The following is a 17,938-nucleotide window of genomic DNA, read 5'->3' as shown; positions in this document are numbered from 1 at the left end:
CCGCCCCTGCCATACACTCGAGAGCTGTTCAGGAAGCCCGCTTTCTGAACAGCTTTTTGTTCATCGGAACCACACCAGGCAGGTACTGCGCGTGTCCAAGATGATGGTCTTCACGGGGAACTCCAACCCCGATCTGGCTCGTCGCATCGTGCGTCAGCTGCATATCCCTCTGGGCGATGCTTCCGTAGGCAAGTTCTCTGACGGCGAAATCAGCGCCGAGATCAACGAGAACGTGCGCGGCAAGGATGTCTTCATCATCCAGCCGACCTGCGCGCCGACCAACGACAACCTGATGGAACTGGTAGTGATGGCAGACGCCTTCCGCCGCTCCTCGGCCACTCGTATCACCGCAGTAATCCCCTACTTCGGCTATGCCCGCCAGGATCGCCGCCCGCGCTCCGCTCGCGTGGCCATCAGCGCCAAGGTAGTGGCCGACATGCTGACCGTTGTCGGCATCGACCGTGTACTCACCGTCGACCTGCACGCCGACCAGATTCAGGGCTTCTTCGATGTCCCGGTGGACAACATCTACGGCTCCCCGGTACTGACCGACGACATCCAGGATCAGCGCTTCGAGAACCTGATGATCGTCTCTCCGGATATCGGTGGCGTGGTTCGCGCCCGTGCCGTGGCCAAGAGCCTGGGCGTCGACCTGGCGATCATCGACAAGCGTCGTGAGAAGGCCAACGTTTCCGAAGTCATGCACATCATTGGCGATGTCGAAGGCCGCACCTGCGTGCTGGTCGACGACATGGTCGATACCGCCGGCACCCTCTGCCACGCCGCCAAGGCGCTGAAAGAGCACGGCGCCTCGAAGGTCTACGCCTACGCCACCCACCCGGTGCTGTCGGGACGCGCCATCGAGAATCTGGAAAATTCCGTGCTGGACGCACTGGTGGTGACCAACACCATCCCGCTGTCCGCCGCAGCCCAGGCCTGCTCCCGCATCCGTCAGCTGGACATGGCCCCGGTTATCGCCGAAGCGGTTCGCCGCATCAGCAACGAAGAATCGATCAGCGCGATGTTCCGCTAAGCGGAACCTCCCTGACGACAAGTGCCCCGCCACGTGCGGGGCTTTTTGACCGACCGTCCGCACGCTGGTCGCAAGCGCTTCGGACGGTTTGGTTTATTTGGAGAACTGTAATGACTAATTTTGCCCTGAATGCCGAAGTGCGTTCCGACCTGGGGAAAGGTGCGAGCCGCCGCCTGCGTCGTAACGAAAGCCTGGTTCCTGCCGTGATCTACGGTGGCGAGAAGCAAGCCCAATCCATCAGCCTGGTAGCCAAAGAGCTGGCCAAGCTGCTGGAAAACGAAGCCGCTTTCAGCCACGTACTGGCCCTGAACGTTGCCGGTGCCACCGAAAACGTCGTTATCAAGGCCCTGCAACGTCACCCGGCCAAAGGCTACGTGATGCACGCTGACTTCGTTCGCGTCGTTGCCGGTCAGAAGCTGAGCGCCCACGTTCCCCTGCACTTCATCAACGAAGCCAGCTCCGTTGGCGTGAAGCAGCAAGGCGGCGAAGTGTCCCACACCATTTCCGAAGTCGAAGTTTCCTGCCAGCCGCAAGACCTGCCGGAATTCATCGAAGTCGACCTGGCTAAAGTGGAAGTCGGTCAGATCGTTCACCTGTCCGACATCAAACTGCCGAAAGGCGTCGAGCTGGTGGCCCTGGCCCACGGCAACGACCTGGCAGTTGCCAACATCCACGCTTCCCGCGTGAAGGAAGAAGGCGCCGAGTAATACTCGCCCGCCCCTTCCGGTAAAAGGGCCCCTGACGTGACTGCCATCCAACTGATCGTCGGCCTGGGTAATCCAGGCCCCGAATACGACCAGACCCGGCATAACGCAGGGGCCCTTTTCGTTGAGCGCCTGGCCGACAGCCAACGCGTCAGCCTCGCCCTCGACAAAAAGTATTTCGGCCTGGTGGGTAAACTCAGCCATCAGGGTCGCGACGTTCGTCTGCTCATCCCCTCCACCTTCATGAACCGCTGCGGCCAGGCTGTAGCGGCGCTGGCGAATTTCTTCCGCATCCCGGTAGACGCCATGCTGGTGGCCCACGACGAACTCGACATGCCTCCCGGCGTCGCCAAGCTCAAGACCGGCGGCGGCCACGGCGGGCACAACGGCCTGCGCGACATCATCGCCCAATGCGGCAACCAGAACGGCTTCCACCGCCTGCGCCTCGGCATCGGCCACCCAGGCCACGCCAGCCTCGTCTCCGGCTTCGTCCTCGGCCGCGCTCCGCGCAGCGAACAGGACCTGCTGGACAAGAGCATCGACAACGCCCTGGGCGTGCTGCCCGAGATGCTCGCCGGCGACTGGACCAAGGCCATGCAGAAACTGCACAGCCAGAAAGCCTGACTCTTTTCACGACTCCATCTCCGCGAGGGATACACCATGGGATTCAACTGCGGCATCGTCGGCCTACCCAACGTCGGCAAGTCCACCCTGTTCAACGCCCTCACCAAATCCGGCATCGCCGCGGAGAACTTCCCGTTCTGCACCATCGAGCCGAACAGCGGCATCGTGCCGATGCCCGATAGCCGCCTGGACGCCCTGGCTGCCATCGTCAAACCCGAGCGCGTGATCCCCACCACCATGGAGTTCGTCGACATCGCCGGCCTGGTAGCGGGCGCCTCCAAGGGTGAAGGCCTGGGCAACAAGTTCCTCGCCAACATCCGCGAGACCGACGCCATCGCCCATGTGGTGCGCTGCTTCGAAGACGAGAACGTCATCCACGTTGCCAATAGCGTCGATCCCAAGCGCGATATCGAGATCATCGACCTCGAATTGATCTTCGCCGACCTCGACAGCTGCGAGAAGCAACTGCAGAAAGTCACCCGCAACGCCAAGGGCGGCGACAAGGAAGCCCTGGCGCAGAAGGCCATCCTCGAGAAACTCATCCCCCACTTCACCGAAGGCAAGCCCGCGCGCAGCCTGATGAAGAACATGAGCGCCGACGAGAAAGCGGTCATTCGCGGCTTCCACCTGCTGACCAGCAAACCGGTGATGTACATCGCCAACGTCGCCGAAGACGGCTTCGACAACAACCCGCACCTCGACGTGGTTCGCGCCATCGCCGAGGAAGAAGGCGCGGTCGTGGTACCGGTGTGCAACAAGATCGAGGCCGAGATCGCCGAACTAGACGAAGACGAGGAGAAACAGATGTTCCTCGAGTCCATGGGCATGGAAGAGCCGGGCCTGAACCGCGTGATCCGCGCCGGCTACGACCTGCTCAACCTGCAGACCTACTTCACCGCTGGCGTGAAGGAAGTCCGCGCCTGGACCGTGCGCATCGGCGCCACCGCCCCCCAGGCCGCAGCAGTGATCCACACCGACTTCGAGAAAGGCTTCATCCGCGCCGAAGTCGTGGCCTACGACGACTTCATCGCCTTCAAGGGCGAAAGTGGCGCCAAGGAAGCCGGCAAATGGCGCCTGGAAGGCAAGGAATACATCGTCAAGGATGGCGACGTGATGCACTTCCGCTTCAACGTCTAAGCCCCCGCCAAAGCCCCGCATTCGCGGGGCTTTGTCTTTCTCCCCCGGCATCGCCTAAGCGCTTGATAAAGAATCAATTTATCCGCCAGGCGGGGTTGACAGCCCAAGCCGACAAGAGAATAATGCGCGCCACTCGGCTACATAGCTCAGTCGGTTAGAGCGCAGCATTCATAATGCTGATGTCCCAGGTTCAAGTCCCGGTGTAGCCACCATACAAAACAAAGGGTTAGCGAAAGCTAGCCCTTTGTCGTTTCTGGGATAGTGACTACACCCTGACTACCCCTTGCGCGGGGTGAGCAACCCAGCCAATCCCCCCACAGCTGCTGAGCCAATTGCGATCAGACCATCTGGAATGTACTTGTCGCTCATGCCTAGGGTTATCACGCCGATCAAGGCGATCAGCACGATCGCAGCAAGCGAATAGATTGCATAGCGACTAGTCCAGCGATCACTAGCTGGCGTGCTCTTCCTGACCTCGTCAATCAACATGACTTTCTGCTCAGGGCTAAGAGCTGGGTCGGTCAGCACTGTCTTAATCAGCCCGTAGAGCTCCGAAGGGATGCTCGGTTCATCAGCGGCAGAGGTTGGACTACCAGCAGATTCTTCAGCCATTTCTTCCTCCTTGAAAACAATAGTGTTCTTGCAGGATAGCCTGACAACAGACACCTCCTCGTACCAGCCACATCTCAGATCCGCATAAGCACTAACGCAGGCGCGGGTATAACGCTCGGTACATCCAATACCGTCCCTCATCTAAGGGCACCGACAAAAACTACCGGCAGACTGAAAACCCCAGCTGGATATTCAAGTAGCCCCGCAGCCTGGAGACCAGCTTGAACTAGGCTCGATTCAGCGAATGCCCACGCAGGAAACATAGGTCTTGGCTGTCGCAGTGACCTCATCCTTTTGAGAGTACGTTTCTGGTGCATCGCCAAATACCCGCGACTCGCACATTTCCTTGAAGTTGGAAAATTTCGATTGGCATTCAGAGACGCTAGAGCCACCAGTCCGCTGAAACTCAACGTCATTGCAAAAGGTGGTCGCCAAGTCATTTGCACCAAGCATCACTTCGGCACGAGTAACCGGGGACGCCTCTACCTTCTTGAGCAGTGCCTGGTAGCTGTCTACAGGGGCTATACCGCCCTGCATGTGGTTCGCGTAGTAGTAATAACCACCACCAGCAACGGCGAGGAAGAGCAGGAGCTTTTTCATTGAGTCATCCCTGATGAATTAGGCGAAAAGCTATCTATGGTGGCAGTTCGCCGCCTAGGCGAAAACTCCCGATTGAGCCAAGGGAGAAACCTCAACGCAGACTCCAGATGATCCCACGGCAGATGCGTATAACGCATAGTCATCGTGATCAAGAAATCCCCCAAGATATGCTGCAGCCCGAAGATATCAGCGCCGGTCTTCGTGTACTGACTCGCAAAGGTGTGCCGGAGGATATGGTTCATCTAGATAGGGGTATAAAAGCCGCATCAGATATGTTCCACAGGAGCCGGCCATGAGAGACGATTTCGAGAGCATTCGCGCGGAGCGTGATGCGCCACTGCACCACCACAGCACTGCGGGCCACCACTATTCGGGGCTGTGGAAGCAGATCGCTCTGGGTATCGTGGTGGGCTATCTGGCTCTCGGTTTGCTGGGCGTCTTCGGCTGGTGGGCATTTGCCAGGCTGGCTCTCGGCGGCCTGCAGATCACCACGCCCTGACGCGTCTAGCGCTGCTGCACGCGAGCGGCCAGCACCAGGCCGCTGACGATCAGGGCGCCGCCCAGCCAGTGATAGCCCTGCAGGCCCTCCCCCAGCAGCAACCAACCGAGAATGGCGGTGAAGACCGGCATCAGGTAGTTGCTCATGGCGGTGCGCGCCGGTCCCAGTTCGCGCAGGCCGATGTTCCATAGCTGATAGGCCATGACCGACGCGAACAGCGCGGTGTAGCCAATGGCACCGAGGTTGGCCGGGCTCGGGGCGAAGCGCGCGCCCCGCCACAGATCCCAGATGTACAGCGGCGAGAGCATCAGCAGCCCGACCAGCACCAGCGCGCCGAGCAGGGTGAACGGCGGCAACTGGAAGTACGCGCTCCAGCGTCGTAGCAACAGCGAGTACAGCGCCCAGGCCAAGGTCGCCAGCACCATCAGCAGGTCGCCCTGGGCGAAGGAGAGGCTGCTCAGCACTCGCCAGTCGCCCTGGGCAATCAGCCAGAGCAGGCCGCACAGCGCCAGCAATAATCCGCCCCATGCCGCGCGAGGCGGCCATTCGCCGAGCAGCAGGCCCGCGCCGAGGAAGGTGGCCAGCGGCAAACAGGTACTGACCAGGCTCAGGTTGATGGCCGCCGTGCTCTGCGCCGCGGTGTAGAGCAGGACGTTGTAGGTGGAGATGGCCAGTGCCGCGAGCACCCAGAGTCGCCAGCCGGCCTGGCGCAGCGTCTGCCGGTGCTGCCACAGCGACGGAGCCACCAGCGGCAGCAGGATCATCAGGGCGACGGCCCAGCGCCAGAAGGCCAGGGAGAAAGGTGGTATGGCCCCGGTGAAGGCCCGCGCTACCAGCGAGTTGCCGGCCCAGAACAGGCTTGCCAGGACCAGGCCCGCCCACGCCAGGCATACCGAACGGCTCATGCCATGGCCTTCTTCGGACTCACAGGGCAAATAATCAAAGGCCGCAGTTCTGGCACGGGCGAGTCGTCATTCGATCAGCGTGCAGGCCATGACCAGGGCATCTTCACGGCCGCCCGGCGCAGGGTAATAGTCGCGGCGCCGGCCGATCTCGTTGAAACCGTAGCGCTCGTACAGGCGATAGGCGCCCTGGTTGCTGGCGCGCACCTCGAGGAAGCATTCGCCAGCCTTGAGCTGCATGGCGCGGCTCATCAGATGCTCCAGCAGCTTGAGGCCCAGGCCCTTGCCCTGGCTCTGCGGGCGCACGGTGATGTTGAGCAGATGGGCTTCATCGAGGATCACCTGGATGATGCCGTGGCCGATCTGCTCGTCGCCGTCGAGCATCAGCCAGCAGTCATAGGACTTGAGGCCGTCGGCGAACAGATTACGGTTCCAGGGGTGGCTGAACGCAGCGCTCTCGATCTGCACCACGCGGTCGAGGTCCGCCTCGGTCATCGGCCGGAAGCTGATCATGTCGCTCATGCGCCCGGCCTCCAGCGCGGCATCACCCGGCGCATGGCGCGCCACAGTTCGGCCTTGCGTTGCGGCTCGTCCATCAGCAGTTCCAGGCTGGGCAATGCCCACGCGGCGCCCAGGCCTTCGACCTGCAGCTCGCGGTTGTAGGCATCCTCGTCCGCCTCGCCGGCGAAGCGCACGGCAGGCAGGCCGATCAGCCACAGGCAGCGGCAAGGCTCGGCCTCCAGCTGACCGGCCAGCACGCCCTGCACATAGTCGCGTGCAGCGTCCGGCCCCTGGTCCAGGTTGCCGCGGGTGAGCAGCGGCCAGCGGATCGGCGAGCCATCGCCGACCTGTTGCGGCGCATCCGGCAGGCCGGCAGCACGCAGCAGGTCCTTGAGCAGCAGATAGGAAGGGTCGCGGCTCTGGAAGGGCTCGCCGGTGGCCAGCTCGACCAGCAGCGCGCAATCACCGGCGCGCAGCAGTTGCAGGGCGAAGCGCGGTGGTGGCGTGACCGGCTTGGCCTCCACCACTGGCGCCTCTTCCGGCTCGGTCTTGGTCTCTGGCTTGGCAAACACCTTGGAAGCGGCAGAAGGACGCGGCACTTCGATAGTCGGCCGGGGCGTGGCCTGCGGCACAGGCTCCGGCGCCACAGCAGGAGCAACCGAGGCGACCTCGACAGGAGCGCTCTGCACCTCGGGCTCCGTCTGCGGCTGCAGCAGCTCGGGCCGCGAGGGTGCGGCGAACGGCAGCTCGACACGCGGCAGCCAGCTGGCCACCTGCATGGCACTCAGATAGGCGCGGCGACGCAGTTCGGCGATCACGGACGAACCTGTGGGAAACGAATGGAATGGGTGCGGCTCAAGGGCGCTGGCCTTTCACGGGAACGCATGGCCGGGCATTGTCGCGTGAAACGCCGCAAGCGGAAAGCCGCCAACAAGAATGGCGGGGCAGAATGCACAAGGCCCGCCGATTGGCGGGCCTTGTGGGAAGGATCAGAGTGCCTGATCCCAGGGACGGTCGCCGTGCTCGTCCTTGATGCGGGTGGGCAGGCCCATGCCATCGAGGAGCTTGAGGAACGGCTCGGCCGGCAGTTCCTCGACGTTGACCATGCGCAGCGCATCCCACTCTCCACGTGCCACCAGCAGCGCGGCGGCGACCGGCGGGACACCGGCGGTGTAGGAAATGCCCTGGCTGTCGGTCTCGGCGAAGGCTTCCTCGTGGTCAGCCACGTTGTAGATGAACAGCTCGCGCGGCTCACCATCCTTGCTGCCTTTGACCAGATCGCCGATGCAGGTCTTTCCGCTGTAACCCGGCGCCAGCGAGGAAGGGTCCGGCAGCACGGCCTTGACCAGCTTGAGCGGGATCACCTGCTGCCCTTCGGCAGTAGTGACCGGCTGCTCGGAGAGCAGACCGAGGTTCTTCAGCACGGTGAAGACGTTGATGTAGTGGTCGCCGAAGCTCATCCAGAAACGCACGTTCGGTACGTTCAGGTGCTTGGACAACGAGTGCACTTCATCGTGGCCGGTCAGGTACAGGTTCTGCACGCCAACCACCGGCAGATCGTCGGTACGTTTGACTTCGAACATGCTGTTGCTGGTCCACTGGCTGTTCTGCCAGCTCCAGACCTGACCGGTGAATTCGCGGAAGTTGATTTCCGGATCGAAATTGGTGGCGAAGTACTTGCCGTGGGAGCCGGCGTTGACGTCGAGAATGTCGATCGACTCGATCTTGTCGAAGTACTGCTGTTGCGCCAGTGCGGCGTAGGCGTTGACCACGCCCGGGTCGAAGCCGACACCGAGGATGGCGGTGATGCCCTTTTCCTGGCACTCGGCCAGGTGCTTCCACTCGTAGTTGCCATACCACGGCGGGGTTTCGCAGATCTTGCTCGGGTCTTCGTGGATCGCGGTGTCCAGGTAGGCGACGCCGGTGTCAATGCAAGCACGCAGCACGGACATGTTGAGGAAGGCGGAGCCGACGTTGATGACGATCTGCGATTCGGTTTCGCGGATCAGTGCCTTGGTCGCTTCCACGTCCAGGGCATTCAGCGCGTAGGCCCGGATATCCGCGGGCTGCTTCAGGCTGTCTTTAGCCTGCACGCTGTCGATGATGGCCTGGCATTTGGAGATGTTGCGCGACGCAATAGCAATGCGACCTAACTCGTCATTGTGTTGCGCGCACTTATGGGCCACCACCTTGGCAACACCTCCTGCACCAATGATAAGAACGTTCTTCTTCAATTCGTTATCTCTCCTTTACCCGGACCAGCCTCAGGAGAGGCTGGAGAGGTAATCGTCAAAGGTAAATTCGCGAACCACCTCGACGCTGCCGTCGAGCTGCTTCACCACAATGGCCGGCATTTTCAGGCCGTTGAACCAGTTCTTCTTGACCATGGTGTAACCCGCCGCATCGATGAACGACAGACGATCGCCGATGGCCAGCGGACGATCGAATTGGTATTCGCCGAAGATGTCGCCGGCCAGACAGGACTTACCGCACACCATCCAGGTGTGCTCGCCGTCGTTGGGCGCCATCTTGGCGTTGAGGCGGTAGATCAGCAGATCGAGCATGTGCGCTTCGATCGAGCTGTCGACCACCGCGAGGTTCTTGCCGTTGTACAGGGTGTCGAGCACGGTGACTTCGAGCGACGCACTCATGGTGATCGCCGCCTCGCCCGGCTCCAGGTAGACCTGCACGCCGTACTTGTCGGAGAAGGCCTTGAGCCGCGCGCAGAAGGCATCCAGCGGATAGCCCTCGCCAGTGAAGTGAATGCCGCCGCCGAGGCTGACCCACTCGACCTGAGCGATCAGGTGGCCGAAGCGTTCCTCGATGGTGGTCAGCATCTTGTCGAACAGCTCGAAGCTGCCGTTCTCGCAGTTGTTGTGGAACATGAAGCCGCTGATCTTGCCCATCACCGGGGCGATCTTCTCGGCGTCCCACTCGCCCAGGCGGCTGAACGGCCGCGCCGGGTCGGCCAGCAGGTAGTCGGAGCTGCTCACCTGCGGATTGACGCGCAGGCCGCGGATGGTGCCCTCGGTGTCAGCCTCGAAACGCTCCAGCTGGCTGATCGAGTTGAAGATGATCTTGTCACAGTTGGCGACCATCTCTTCGATCTCATCATCGGCCCAGCCCACGCTGTAGGCATGGGTTTCGCCAGCGAACTTCTGTCGGCCGAGCTTGAGCTCATATAAGGAGGAGGACGTGGTGCCGTCCATGTACTGCTGCATCAGGTCGAACACCGACCAGGTGGCGAAGCACTTGAGCGCCAGCAGTGCCTTGGCGCCGGAGTGTTCGCGCACGTAGGCGATCTTCTCCAGGTTGGCCATCAGCTTCTGCTTGTCGATGAGGTAGTACGGCGTCTTGATCATCTCGTAGCCCCGGTCGATGGAGGAGCGGGCGCCCCCCCGAAAAAATGGACGCGAATTGTGCCGACAACCGGCGCATATCGAAAGAGTGATGGCTGAATTTCGATCAATGGCGACGCATTCGAGCATGCCGACAGGGCGTGACGACGACATGACGGACGCGGGTATCGCCCGGGACTCGATACGCTACAATCCGCCGCTTTCAATCAATGGATAACCGGGCCCGCGATGATCGATCCCAAGCGCGTACTGCGCGCCCTCGCCGAGCACTGGACGCTGCTCGAACCGCTGTGCGAGCGCTTCGATACCGGCACCCTGAGCCTGGTCGAGTTGCGCAACCAGCTAGGCACGCAACTGCCCGAGGGCAGCCCCGCCGACATCACCGCCCTGCTCGACCAGTGGATCCGCCTGGACATCCTGGTGCCGGTGGCCAAGAGCCCCAACCGCTTCGAGCTGAACGCGCAGATCCACGACTTCCTCGCCTACCTGCGCCGTGAGCACCGACTCGGCCTGTGCCTGGAGATCGAAGCCTACCTGCGCCACCTCGAGCGCCTGGCCGGCTATATCCAGGACGCCTTCGAAGTACGCGACGGTAACGACCTGGCGCGCCAGCTGCGCCTGCTCGACATGCGTGTGCGCGATGTACTGAAGAAGCTGGCCAACGACGAGCAGGCTCTGGTCGGCGTAGCCGAGCGGGCCAAGACCAGCGACCGGCAGATTCCGCTGCGCCAGCGCTATGCCGAAGTGCTGGCGACCTGGGACGAATACGTCGAGCCGATGATCCAGCTGGTCTCCGCCGATGGCGCCTTCGAGCAGGGCGTGCGCCGCGTCGAGCAGGTGCTGCTGCGCCTGCTCGGCGAACAGCAGCGCCTCGGCCAGTTGGTCGACGACGACCTGCTGCTGCGTACCCACGCGCGCATCCTGGAGATGCAGACCGTCGCCCAGCTGACCCTGCGCAAGGCTCGCGAGCTGCTGCTGCCGCTACGCGAGGAAGCACGCCGGCACAACGCCGTGACCCGTGGCGCGGCGCTGGCCCTGTCGGTGATCCGCAAGAAGGGCCTGGACGCCCTGCCGCAGGCCTCGATGCCGCTGTTCACCCGGCCGCAGAGCACCTTCCTCGGCACCGCTAGCCAGGTGGAGAGCTACGTCTACGCCCTCGCCCGCTTCCAGCCCAAGCCCAACCAGTTCCCGCGTGCCAGCGGCTCGCGCAAGGGCGCACCGCCCAAGGCGCCACGCACCGCGCGCGAGATGATCGAGCGCTGCGAGCAGGCCCTGCCGCTGCCGGACCTGATGGTCTGGCTGTTGGAGCAGGAGCCGGAAGGCGCCACCGACGAGCTCCTCTATTGGTTCTCGCGGCTGTCGCGTGACGGCCGCTTCCAGCGCGAACGCCTCGAGCGCCGCGACTACCTCACCCGCGAGCATCAGGTCAGCCTGAGCTCCTATGCCCTGATCAAGCCGGCCGGGACCTCCGCATGAATATCGATCTGAAAGAACTCACCCAGCTCGCGCCAATCTTCCGCGAGCTGTTCAAGGGCTACCACATCAGCCGCGCCGCCCCCGAGCTGTACACCCAGCTGAGCAGTCAGCAGGACGCCTACCGCGCGCTGTTCCGCTCGCTGGGCTACGAGCTGGTGTGCGACAGCCGCGGCTTCTACTACTTCGTCCCCGAGCAGATGGGCGCCCAGGTGAACAAGACTGCCCAGCGCCTGGCGCTGTTCACCTTCATCCTGGTCGAGCACCTGGCTGACCAGGGCCGCGACCCGCTCGCCGTACTCGACGGTGGCAGCCTCGGCCGCGACGAGCTGCCGCCGTTGCTGGAGAAGTACAAGGACCTGTTCCTGCAGGCTGAGGTCACCACCCAGGACGAGCTGGAAGAGAAGATCATGCGCCGCATGACCCAGCTCGGCTTCGCCAGCGAAGAGAACGGCGTGTACCGTTTCCTCGCGCCGATGCACCGCTTCCTCGACGTGTGCCTGTCGGTGCAGCAGGACCGCGACCTGGCGGCCAGCCTGCACAGCAACCTGCCGCTGCCGACGCCGGAGCTGGTGGTTGACGAGGCCGAAGAAGACATCGTGCGCATCGAGCCGCTGCCCGCTGCCGCCGAGGAATCAGAGGAATCCGAGGAAGAGGCCCTGGCCCGCGCCATGGCCGAGGAACGTGACGCCCAGGAGATCGACGCATGAGCCAGGAACGCTACGGCATCCGCCGCTTCGCCCTGCTGAACACCGCCGGCTACAGCCTCGGCATCTTCCCGCTGGAGAACCCGCTGTCGGTCTACGGCGCCAACAACCTGGGCAAATCGGCGTCGATCAACGCGCTGCAGTTCCCCATCCTCGCGCGCATGTCGGACATGAGCTTCGGCAAGTACAGCCTGGAGCAGTCGCGCAAGTTCTACTTCGCCTCTGATACCAGCTACATCCTGGTCGAGGTCGCCCTGCCCCACGGCCCGCACGTGATCGGCGTGGCCGGTCGCGGCCCGGGCGGCGGCTTCGGCCACCAGTTCTTCGCCTACCGGGGCGAGCTGGACCTGGCCCACTACCAGCAGGACGGCACCTGCCTGCGCCAGCGCGAGCTGTTCAAGAACCTCGGCCAGGCCGGCATCGTCGCCTATGAGCTGAAGCCCGAGGAACTGCGTCGCCTGCTGGTCGGCGGCCACACCAGCATCCCGCTGGACCTGACCCTGATCCCGCTGCGCTCCACCAGCGAGCAGAGCCTGAAGACCTTCCGCGCGCTGTTCATCAACCTGCTGCACATGCGCGAGATCACCGCCGCCAAGCTCAAGCAGCTGTTCCTCGATGCCTTCGAGCACAGCCTGCGCTCCGGCAGCGTCGACTACATCGCCGCCACCGAGGAAGCCTTCCGCGACGTGCGCCGCATGGAGCAGGACTACCAGGCGCTGGTCGCCGCCGGCCCACTGGTCGAGGCACTGTCCGGCGGCGTGGCCCAGCGCGAACTGCTGCGGGGCAAGCTGCATCGTCTGTCGCCGCTGCTGGATAACCTGCTGGGCGCCTGGCAGGACTACTCCGGCGCGCGCAAGGAAGAGCTGGTAATCCAGGCCGAGCATTACCGCCGCGAGCAGGACGGCCTGCAGAACGAGCAGCGCGGCGGCACCGCCGAGCTGATGCGCCTGGAGCGCGAGATCAGCGAGATCCAGCGCTGGCTCGGTGAGCTGTCGGTGCTGAAGAACCGCTTCGCCCTGGTCACGGACGCCAAGATGCTGGAAGAGCAACTGCTCGCCGCCAAGGATGCCCACGACGAACTGGCCGGCGCCCTGGCACAGTCGCGCCAGTTCTCCGCCGAGGACCTGGATGAGCGCCTGCGCGACCTGGAGAAGCGCCTGAAGTCGGTCAAGCAGCAGCTCGACCACGCCGACAACAACAGCTACTCGCGCCTGCGCGAGGAGTTCAGCCAGGCCGACGTCGACCGCCTGATGCGCCTGTTCAACGGCCAGCTGTTCAGTCTGCCGCTAGGTGAGAAAGGCATCCAGGCCGAGGGTGACGACTGGGTCAAGGCCGTCGAGGCGGTACTGGATCGCTTCAAGGGCGACACCTTCGCCGTGCCGGGCCTGTCCATCGACCTGTCGCACATCGAGCCGCCGGCCCTGCAGGCCCTGGCTGACCGCGCCGCCCTGCGTGACCAGAAGGACCGCCTGGAGCGCGAGCTCAAACAACTCAAGACCCAACAGGCGGTGGCCAACGACCGCGCCGCGAGCAAGGCCCAGGCCGAGCAGCTGTACCAGGCCGTGCTGGATGCACAGAAGGCCCTGGAAGACTTCCGCCGCAGCCAGACCCTGACTGCCGAGGAGCCGAGCAAGCTGGAACAGCTGGCCGAAGCCGAGGCCGCCCAAGACGAACTCAAGCGCGCATCGGACGCCTTCACCGAGCGCGTGCAGCAGCTGTCCGCCAAACTGCAGCTGGTCGGCCGTCAACTGGCCGACCTGGAGGCCAAGGAACGCACCCTGGAAGACGCCCTGCGCCGCCGCCAGCTGCTGCCGGCCGATCTGCCGTTCGGTGCGCCGTTCATGGAGCCGGTGGACGACTCGCTGGAGAACCTGCTGCCGCTGCTCAATGACTACCAGGACAGCTGGCAGGCACTGCAGCGCATCGACGGCCAGATCGACGCGCTGTATGCGCAGGTGCGCCTCAAGGGCGTGGCCAAGTTCGACAGCGAGGACGATCCGGAGCGCCGCCTGCAGCTGCTGGTCAATGCCTATGCGCATCGCCAGGACGAAGCACTGACCCTGGCCAAGGCGCGCCGTGCCGCGGTCACCGATATCGCCCGTACCCTGCGCAATATCCGCAGCGACTACGACAACCTGGAACACCAGCTGGCGCTGTTCAATCGCGAGATCAACAAGCGCCAGGTATCCAACCTGGAGAGCTTCCGCATCGTCCTGGCGCCCAACCGTGACGCGCTCAAGCACATCGACCAGATCATCCACAGCGCCGGCCAGTATGAGGAGGGCGAGACCCTGTCGGTGTTCGACCTGAGCCAGAGCGCCGAACAGGACGCCAAGAACGAGGAGGCCAAGGACTACCTGTCTCGCCTGGTAGCCGCCAACGGCAACCAGCTGGGCCTCAAGGACCTGTTCGAGCTGGCCTTCGAGATCACCAAGGTCGGCGGTCAACCGGTGATGCACACCGACATCGATGGCGCTGCCTCCAACGGCACCACCATGACCATCAAGGCACTGACCAACATGTACCTGCTGCTGCACCTGATGGATCGCGAGCAGGCCGGCAAGGTACGCCTGCCCTACTACCTCGATGAGGCGGCGGACATCGACGAGCGCAACCAGCAGGCGCTGATCGAGACCAGCCTGCAGCTGGGCTTCGTGCCGATCCTCGCGTCGGTGAAGCCGCAGGTCTCGGCCCACGTGGCCATCGACCTGGAAGGCGGCAGCGGACCGAACGGCATCTACATCGACGAGGCCGACTGGAAGTTCATCAGACGTCGCGAAACTGCCAAGACGACCGAGGAGCAGGCCGAGCCGGCCTGATTCCTTCGCGCAAACGAAAAGGGCCGCTCATGCGGCCCTTTTTCTTGGGGGTGGATCAGTCGTCCTGGTGATCCTGGAGGATCTGGCCATTGGTGGCATCCAGCTCCAGGTCCCACTTCACGCCCTGGGCATCGCGCACTTCCACCTGGTAGATGTAGCGGCCGTATTCCTCTTCCAGCTCGGTCTCGGTGACCTGGCCACCGGGATGCTTGGCGATGGCCGCGGCATTGAGCTTCTCGAAGCTCTGGATGGTGCCGGCGTCGCGCAGCTTGAGCGCCTCGTCCGGACCGAGGTCACGGGCCTGGGCGATACCGGCAGTGGCGGCGAGGGTGGTGATGGCGAAAAGGGCAGTCAGCTTGTTCATCTCGTGTCTCCGTCGGGAGTGATTGGTTTCGACAGGAACCAAGATAGCCAAGCCGACTTAAGCCAAGCTGAATCCGCCTAGTTCTCCAGGCGGATCTTCGGCGCCCACTTCAGCCACTCTTCGTTGACCTCGTCGTTGAGCGCGAAGGTCTGCCCGGGCTGGGCAGGGCCGCCCATCACCGCGTTGTCCGGAGTGGCAAAGGCAATACCGCCCTCCAGCAGCGCCTCCAAGGACTCGGTACGCACCTTGACGCCCTTGAACAGGCCGGCGTCCACACCGATGCCGCTGGCATTCCAGAAGCGTGTGCCGCTGCGCACCAGAGGGGAGTAGCGCGGCTCGATCAGCACATGAATCAACACGCGGTCGGAGGTAGGCCCCAGTTCGAAGTCGGTGACCTTGCCCACCGGGATTTCGCGGTAGCTGACGACCACACCTGGCTTGATCGAACCACGACGCGCGGCGCTAAGCACCAGGCGCAGGCCCTCTTCACGCACGGCCATGGTCGGCGCATGCTGGCGCGCCTCGAAGTAGAGCTGCGTCTTGCCAGCCTTGGCGGCGGGCAGGACTTCCAGGTACTGGCCGCTGACCAGGGTATCCAGGTTGGCGGTGCGCACCAGGCCCAGTTCCGGCCTAACCACCCAGAACTCGCTACCAGCACTGGCGACACGCCCGGTAGCTTTGGTGATGCGCGCGTTGAGCAGCACGGCCTTGAGATCGTCGGAGAGTTCCACGCTCTCTACCTTGCCAACATCGATGCCTTTGAAACGGATCGCCGTTCCCGGGTTGATGCCATCCCCACTTAGCACCTTGATCTGGATGGCCACGCCCTCCTGCATCGCCTCATCGCGGTCGGTGTGCAGCGTGAAGCGCTGGATCTTGCGATTGACCGGGGCGTTCATCTCCGGCGTCTCGAAGGTCACACCACCTGCCAACAGAGTCTGCAGCGACTCGCTCTTGACCTCGATACCGGAGGAGATACCGCCCTTCAGGGTGATGCCACTGGAGTTCCAGAAGCGCGTGGAGCTGTTCACCAGGTTGGCATAGCTGGGTTCGATATGAGCGCCCAGTACGACGCGCTTGCGATCACGGGAGAACTGGAAGCTCTGGATGGTGCCGACCTTCACCTGGCGGTAGAGAATCGGGCTGCCGACCTCCAGCGAACCGAGGGTATCGGCGAACAGCACCAGATGCAGGCCAGGCGCATCGATATCCAGCGGCGGCGCCTTGAGCCGCGCCGTGAAGTCACGTACCGGCGTCTTGCCCCTCTCTCCCGGCTTGATCGCGATGTAGTTGCCCTTGACCAATGCCTCCAGACCAGTGATGCCGGCCAGGGAAATGGACGGCTTGACCATCCAGAACTCGGCTCCTTCGGTCAGGTAATCCTCCGCCTTGGGGTCGAGAGTCAGATCGACCGACGCCGACATCAACCCGTCATCGACCTTGATGGTCTTCACGCTGCCGACCTGGATGCCCTTGTAGATTACCGGCGTGCGCCCGGCCTCGATGCCTTCGAAGTCTTGCAGCTTCAGGGTGACCTTGATGCCAGCCTGTGCGGCATCGAAATCATCATAGAGGCGGAAAGGAATGGAGGGGTCGGTCGGCGGGCTGTCCTTACGATGCTCCGGAGTAGCGAAAGCGATACCACCAGCAACGATGCTGGCGAGCGATTCGGTCCGCACCTTGACCCCGGAGAGACCGGCATCGATGGTCACGCCGCTGGCGTTCCAGAAACGCGTGTGTTTGCGCACCAGGCTGGCGAACTCAGGCTGGATGAACACCTGCACCTCGACGGTGGTTTGATCCTCGGCCAGGCGATAGCTCTTCACCCGCCCAACCTGAATCTGTTTGTAGAACACCGGGCTGTCGCGATTGATCGACGCCAGGCGATCTGCCTTCAGCGTCAGATGCAGGCCGGGCACCGTATCGGCCATGGGGGGTTGTTCGGTCAGCGCAACGAACTTGCGGGTCGGCTCGCCATCACCGGGACTCGCCGTGATGTAGTTGCCCGAGACCAAGGTTTCCAGCCCGGTGATGCCGGCCAGCGAGACGCTGGGTTTCACCAGCCAGAAGCGGGTGTTGCTACGCAGGTGCTGCTCTACCCGCTTGTCCATCTCGACCGTGACCCTGACGCCACGGTTGTCGCCTTTGTCATCCAGCTCCATGCCGACCACCTTGCCGATCGACATGCCCTTGTAGATGACCTCGGTCTTGCTGACCTGGATACCGTCGCCGGACGGGAAGAATATCTCGATCTCGATACCGGCCTGGCTGTAGGCCCGGTATGCCAACCAGCCGCCGATCAGCAGGGCGATCAAGGGCAAAACCCAAATCGCCGACCAGTTGGTGGTGCGGCGGGTCTTTGCAGTGCTCAGCTCGGTCATGCAGGAGGCTCCATATCCTCAGATCGGGTTCGAAGGCTTCCTTGCGACGGCGGCAAGGTCAGCGCCCGCGATCAAGCCAGTTCAGACAACATGGCGAATAGCAGGCGCAAGCCTAACGCATGCGTCCGTATCCCGCATGCAAGCGCTACCCGCCAGATTAAATTTTCTTACGCGCAAAAGCCAAACCCCCACCCGCTTGCGCGGATGGGGGTTTGGGGATAGG

Annotated in this window: 17 protein-coding genes, 1 tRNA gene and 1 pseudogene; 9 read left to right on the top strand and 10 right to left on the bottom strand. The window is 63.2% G+C overall.

Annotated features, from left to right (window positions below):
* Positions 1-91: 91 nt before the first annotated feature.
* From PTT45_RS02695 to PTT45_RS02675, 5 genes are all read left to right on the top strand, one after another.
* Positions 92-1,033, top strand: coding sequence for a ribose-phosphate pyrophosphokinase (locus tag PTT45_RS02695; protein ID WP_043307172.1), 942 nt, complete (start codon positions 92-94; stop codon positions 1,031-1,033).
* Positions 1,034-1,143: 110 nt separating this feature from the next.
* Positions 1,144-1,740: a 50S ribosomal protein L25/general stress protein Ctc gene (locus tag PTT45_RS02690; protein ID WP_273811402.1), complete on the top strand. Its 597-nt coding sequence runs from the start codon at positions 1,144-1,146 to the stop codon at positions 1,738-1,740.
* A gap of 36 nt (positions 1,741-1,776) precedes the next feature.
* Entirely contained in the window at positions 1,777-2,361 is a 585-nt protein-coding gene (gene pth / locus PTT45_RS02685) for an aminoacyl-tRNA hydrolase (RefSeq protein ID WP_273811401.1), read from the top strand.
* 36 nt (positions 2,362-2,397) lie between these two features.
* Positions 2,398-3,498 carry a redox-regulated ATPase YchF gene (ychF, locus tag PTT45_RS02680; protein ID WP_273811400.1) on the top strand — a complete coding sequence of 367 codons (1,101 nt, stop codon included), beginning with the start codon at positions 2,398-2,400 and terminating at the stop codon, positions 3,496-3,498.
* 135 nt (positions 3,499-3,633) lie between these two features.
* Positions 3,634-3,710: transfer RNA gene (locus PTT45_RS02675), tRNA-Met, on the top strand.
* A 64-nt stretch (positions 3,711-3,774) separates the two neighbouring features.
* Here PTT45_RS02675 and PTT45_RS02670 read toward each other — a convergent pair.
* The 3 genes and pseudogenes from PTT45_RS02670 to PTT45_RS02660 form a co-directional block, all read right to left on the bottom strand.
* Complete coding sequence (locus PTT45_RS02670) at positions 3,775-4,110, bottom strand: hypothetical protein (RefSeq protein WP_273811399.1); 336 nt, start codon at positions 4,108-4,110, stop codon at positions 3,775-3,777.
* 237 nt (positions 4,111-4,347) lie between these two features.
* Positions 4,348-4,710: a hypothetical protein gene (locus PTT45_RS02665; RefSeq protein WP_273811398.1), complete on the bottom strand. Its 363-nt coding sequence runs from the start codon at positions 4,708-4,710 to the stop codon at positions 4,348-4,350.
* A pseudogene (locus PTT45_RS02660) lies at positions 4,707-4,976 on the bottom strand (tyrosine-type recombinase/integrase); the annotation flags it as partial. The pseudogene PTT45_RS02660 and the gene PTT45_RS02665, both read right to left, overlap by 4 nt.
* A gap of 26 nt (positions 4,977-5,002) precedes the next feature.
* Between PTT45_RS02660 and PTT45_RS02655 the strand changes: the two are divergent.
* Positions 5,003-5,209, top strand: coding sequence for a hypothetical protein (locus tag PTT45_RS02655; protein ID WP_273811397.1), 207 nt, complete (start codon positions 5,003-5,005; stop codon positions 5,207-5,209).
* 5 nt (positions 5,210-5,214) lie between these two features.
* On the opposite strand, the gene PTT45_RS02650 is transcribed toward PTT45_RS02655, so the two are convergent.
* From PTT45_RS02650 to PTT45_RS02630, 5 genes are all read right to left on the bottom strand, one after another.
* Positions 5,215-6,114 carry a DMT family transporter gene (locus PTT45_RS02650; protein ID WP_273811396.1) on the bottom strand — a complete coding sequence of 300 codons (900 nt, stop codon included), beginning with the start codon at positions 6,112-6,114 and terminating at the stop codon, positions 5,215-5,217.
* A gap of 66 nt (positions 6,115-6,180) precedes the next feature.
* Positions 6,181-6,633, bottom strand: coding sequence for a ribosomal protein S18-alanine N-acetyltransferase (gene rimI / locus PTT45_RS02645; protein WP_192315624.1), 453 nt, complete (start codon positions 6,631-6,633; stop codon positions 6,181-6,183).
* Complete coding sequence (locus tag PTT45_RS02640) at positions 6,630-7,430, bottom strand: energy transducer TonB (RefSeq protein ID WP_273811395.1); 801 nt, start codon at positions 7,428-7,430, stop codon at positions 6,630-6,632. Before PTT45_RS02640 ends, rimI begins: the two co-directional genes overlap by 4 nt.
* A 171-nt stretch (positions 7,431-7,601) precedes the next feature.
* Positions 7,602-8,846, bottom strand: coding sequence for a saccharopine dehydrogenase family protein (locus PTT45_RS02635; RefSeq protein ID WP_273811394.1), 1,245 nt, complete (start codon positions 8,844-8,846; stop codon positions 7,602-7,604).
* Positions 8,847-8,876: 30 nt separating this feature from the next.
* Entirely contained in the window at positions 8,877-9,974 is a 1,098-nt protein-coding gene (locus PTT45_RS02630; protein WP_273811393.1) for a carboxynorspermidine decarboxylase, read from the bottom strand.
* Between the two features lie 225 nt (positions 9,975-10,199).
* Here PTT45_RS02630 and mksB point away from each other — a divergent pair, with 225 nt between their 5' ends.
* From mksB to mksF, 3 genes are read left to right on the top strand one after another with little or no spacing between them, the layout of a single operon-like run.
* Positions 10,200-11,447: an Mks condensin complex protein MksB gene (mksB, locus tag PTT45_RS02625; protein ID WP_043307190.1), complete on the top strand. Its 1,248-nt coding sequence runs from the start codon at positions 10,200-10,202 to the stop codon at positions 11,445-11,447.
* On the top strand, positions 11,444-12,154 hold the full coding sequence (gene mksE, locus PTT45_RS02620; RefSeq protein ID WP_273811392.1) for an Mks condensin complex protein MksE: 711 nt from the start codon (positions 11,444-11,446) through the stop codon (positions 12,152-12,154). The genes mksB and mksE overlap by 4 nt, the downstream gene beginning before the upstream one ends.
* Positions 12,151-14,970: an Mks condensin complex protein MksF gene (gene mksF, locus PTT45_RS02615; RefSeq protein WP_273811391.1), complete on the top strand. Its 2,820-nt coding sequence runs from the start codon at positions 12,151-12,153 to the stop codon at positions 14,968-14,970. Before mksE ends, mksF begins: the two co-directional genes overlap by 4 nt.
* 55 nt (positions 14,971-15,025) lie before the next feature.
* Here the strand turns inward: mksF and PTT45_RS02610 are convergent, their stop codons facing one another.
* Together PTT45_RS02610 and PTT45_RS02605 are read right to left on the bottom strand one after the other, a co-directional pair.
* Positions 15,026-15,334, bottom strand: coding sequence for a PepSY domain-containing protein (locus tag PTT45_RS02610; RefSeq protein ID WP_273811390.1), 309 nt, complete (start codon positions 15,332-15,334; stop codon positions 15,026-15,028).
* A 77-nt stretch (positions 15,335-15,411) separates the two neighbouring features.
* Positions 15,412-17,715 (bottom strand): PqiB family protein, encoded by a 2,304-nt coding sequence (locus tag PTT45_RS02605; protein ID WP_273811389.1) that lies wholly within the window; start codon positions 17,713-17,715, stop codon positions 15,412-15,414.
* Positions 17,716-17,938 lie beyond the last annotated feature (223 nt).

The organism is Pseudomonas sp. Gutcm_11s (assembly GCF_028649395.1).
GTDB lineage: Bacteria > Pseudomonadota > Gammaproteobacteria > Pseudomonadales > Pseudomonadaceae > Aquipseudomonas.
Note: the sequence above shows the minus strand (reverse complement) of the source record. Positions and strands in the feature narration are given on the sequence as shown.

What these genes read in the sequence shown, in the direction of transcription:
- PTT45_RS02690 (WP_273811402.1), top strand. Translation starts at nt 1,144, where the DNA reads ATGACTAATTTTGCCCTGAATGCCGAAGTGCGTTCCGACCTGGGGAAA.
- ychF (WP_273811400.1), top strand. Translation starts at nt 2,398, where the DNA reads ATGGGATTCAACTGCGGCATCGTCGGCCTACCCAACGTCGGCAAGTCC.
- PTT45_RS02670 (WP_273811399.1), bottom strand. Translation starts at nt 4,110, where the DNA reads ATGGCTGAAGAATCTGCTGGTAGTCCAACCTCTGCCGCTGATGAACCG.
- PTT45_RS02665 (WP_273811398.1), bottom strand. Translation starts at nt 4,710, where the DNA reads ATGAAAAAGCTCCTGCTCTTCCTCGCCGTTGCTGGTGGTGGTTATTAC.
- PTT45_RS02655 (WP_273811397.1), top strand. Translation starts at nt 5,003, where the DNA reads ATGAGAGACGATTTCGAGAGCATTCGCGCGGAGCGTGATGCGCCACTG.
- PTT45_RS02650 (WP_273811396.1), bottom strand. Translation starts at nt 6,114, where the DNA reads ATGAGCCGTTCGGTATGCCTGGCGTGGGCGGGCCTGGTCCTGGCAAGC.
- rimI (WP_192315624.1), bottom strand. Translation starts at nt 6,633, where the DNA reads ATGAGCGACATGATCAGCTTCCGGCCGATGACCGAGGCGGACCTCGAC.
- PTT45_RS02630 (WP_273811393.1), bottom strand. Translation starts at nt 9,974, where the DNA reads ATGATCAAGACGCCGTACTACCTCATCGACAAGCAGAAGCTGATGGCC.
- mksB (WP_043307190.1), top strand. Translation starts at nt 10,200, where the DNA reads ATGATCGATCCCAAGCGCGTACTGCGCGCCCTCGCCGAGCACTGGACG.
- mksE (WP_273811392.1), top strand. Translation starts at nt 11,444, where the DNA reads ATGAATATCGATCTGAAAGAACTCACCCAGCTCGCGCCAATCTTCCGC.
- mksF (WP_273811391.1), top strand. Translation starts at nt 12,151, where the DNA reads ATGAGCCAGGAACGCTACGGCATCCGCCGCTTCGCCCTGCTGAACACC.
- PTT45_RS02610 (WP_273811390.1), bottom strand. Translation starts at nt 15,334, where the DNA reads ATGAACAAGCTGACTGCCCTTTTCGCCATCACCACCCTCGCCGCCACT.
- PTT45_RS02605 (WP_273811389.1), bottom strand. Translation starts at nt 17,715, where the DNA reads ATGACCGAGCTGAGCACTGCAAAGACCCGCCGCACCACCAACTGGTCG.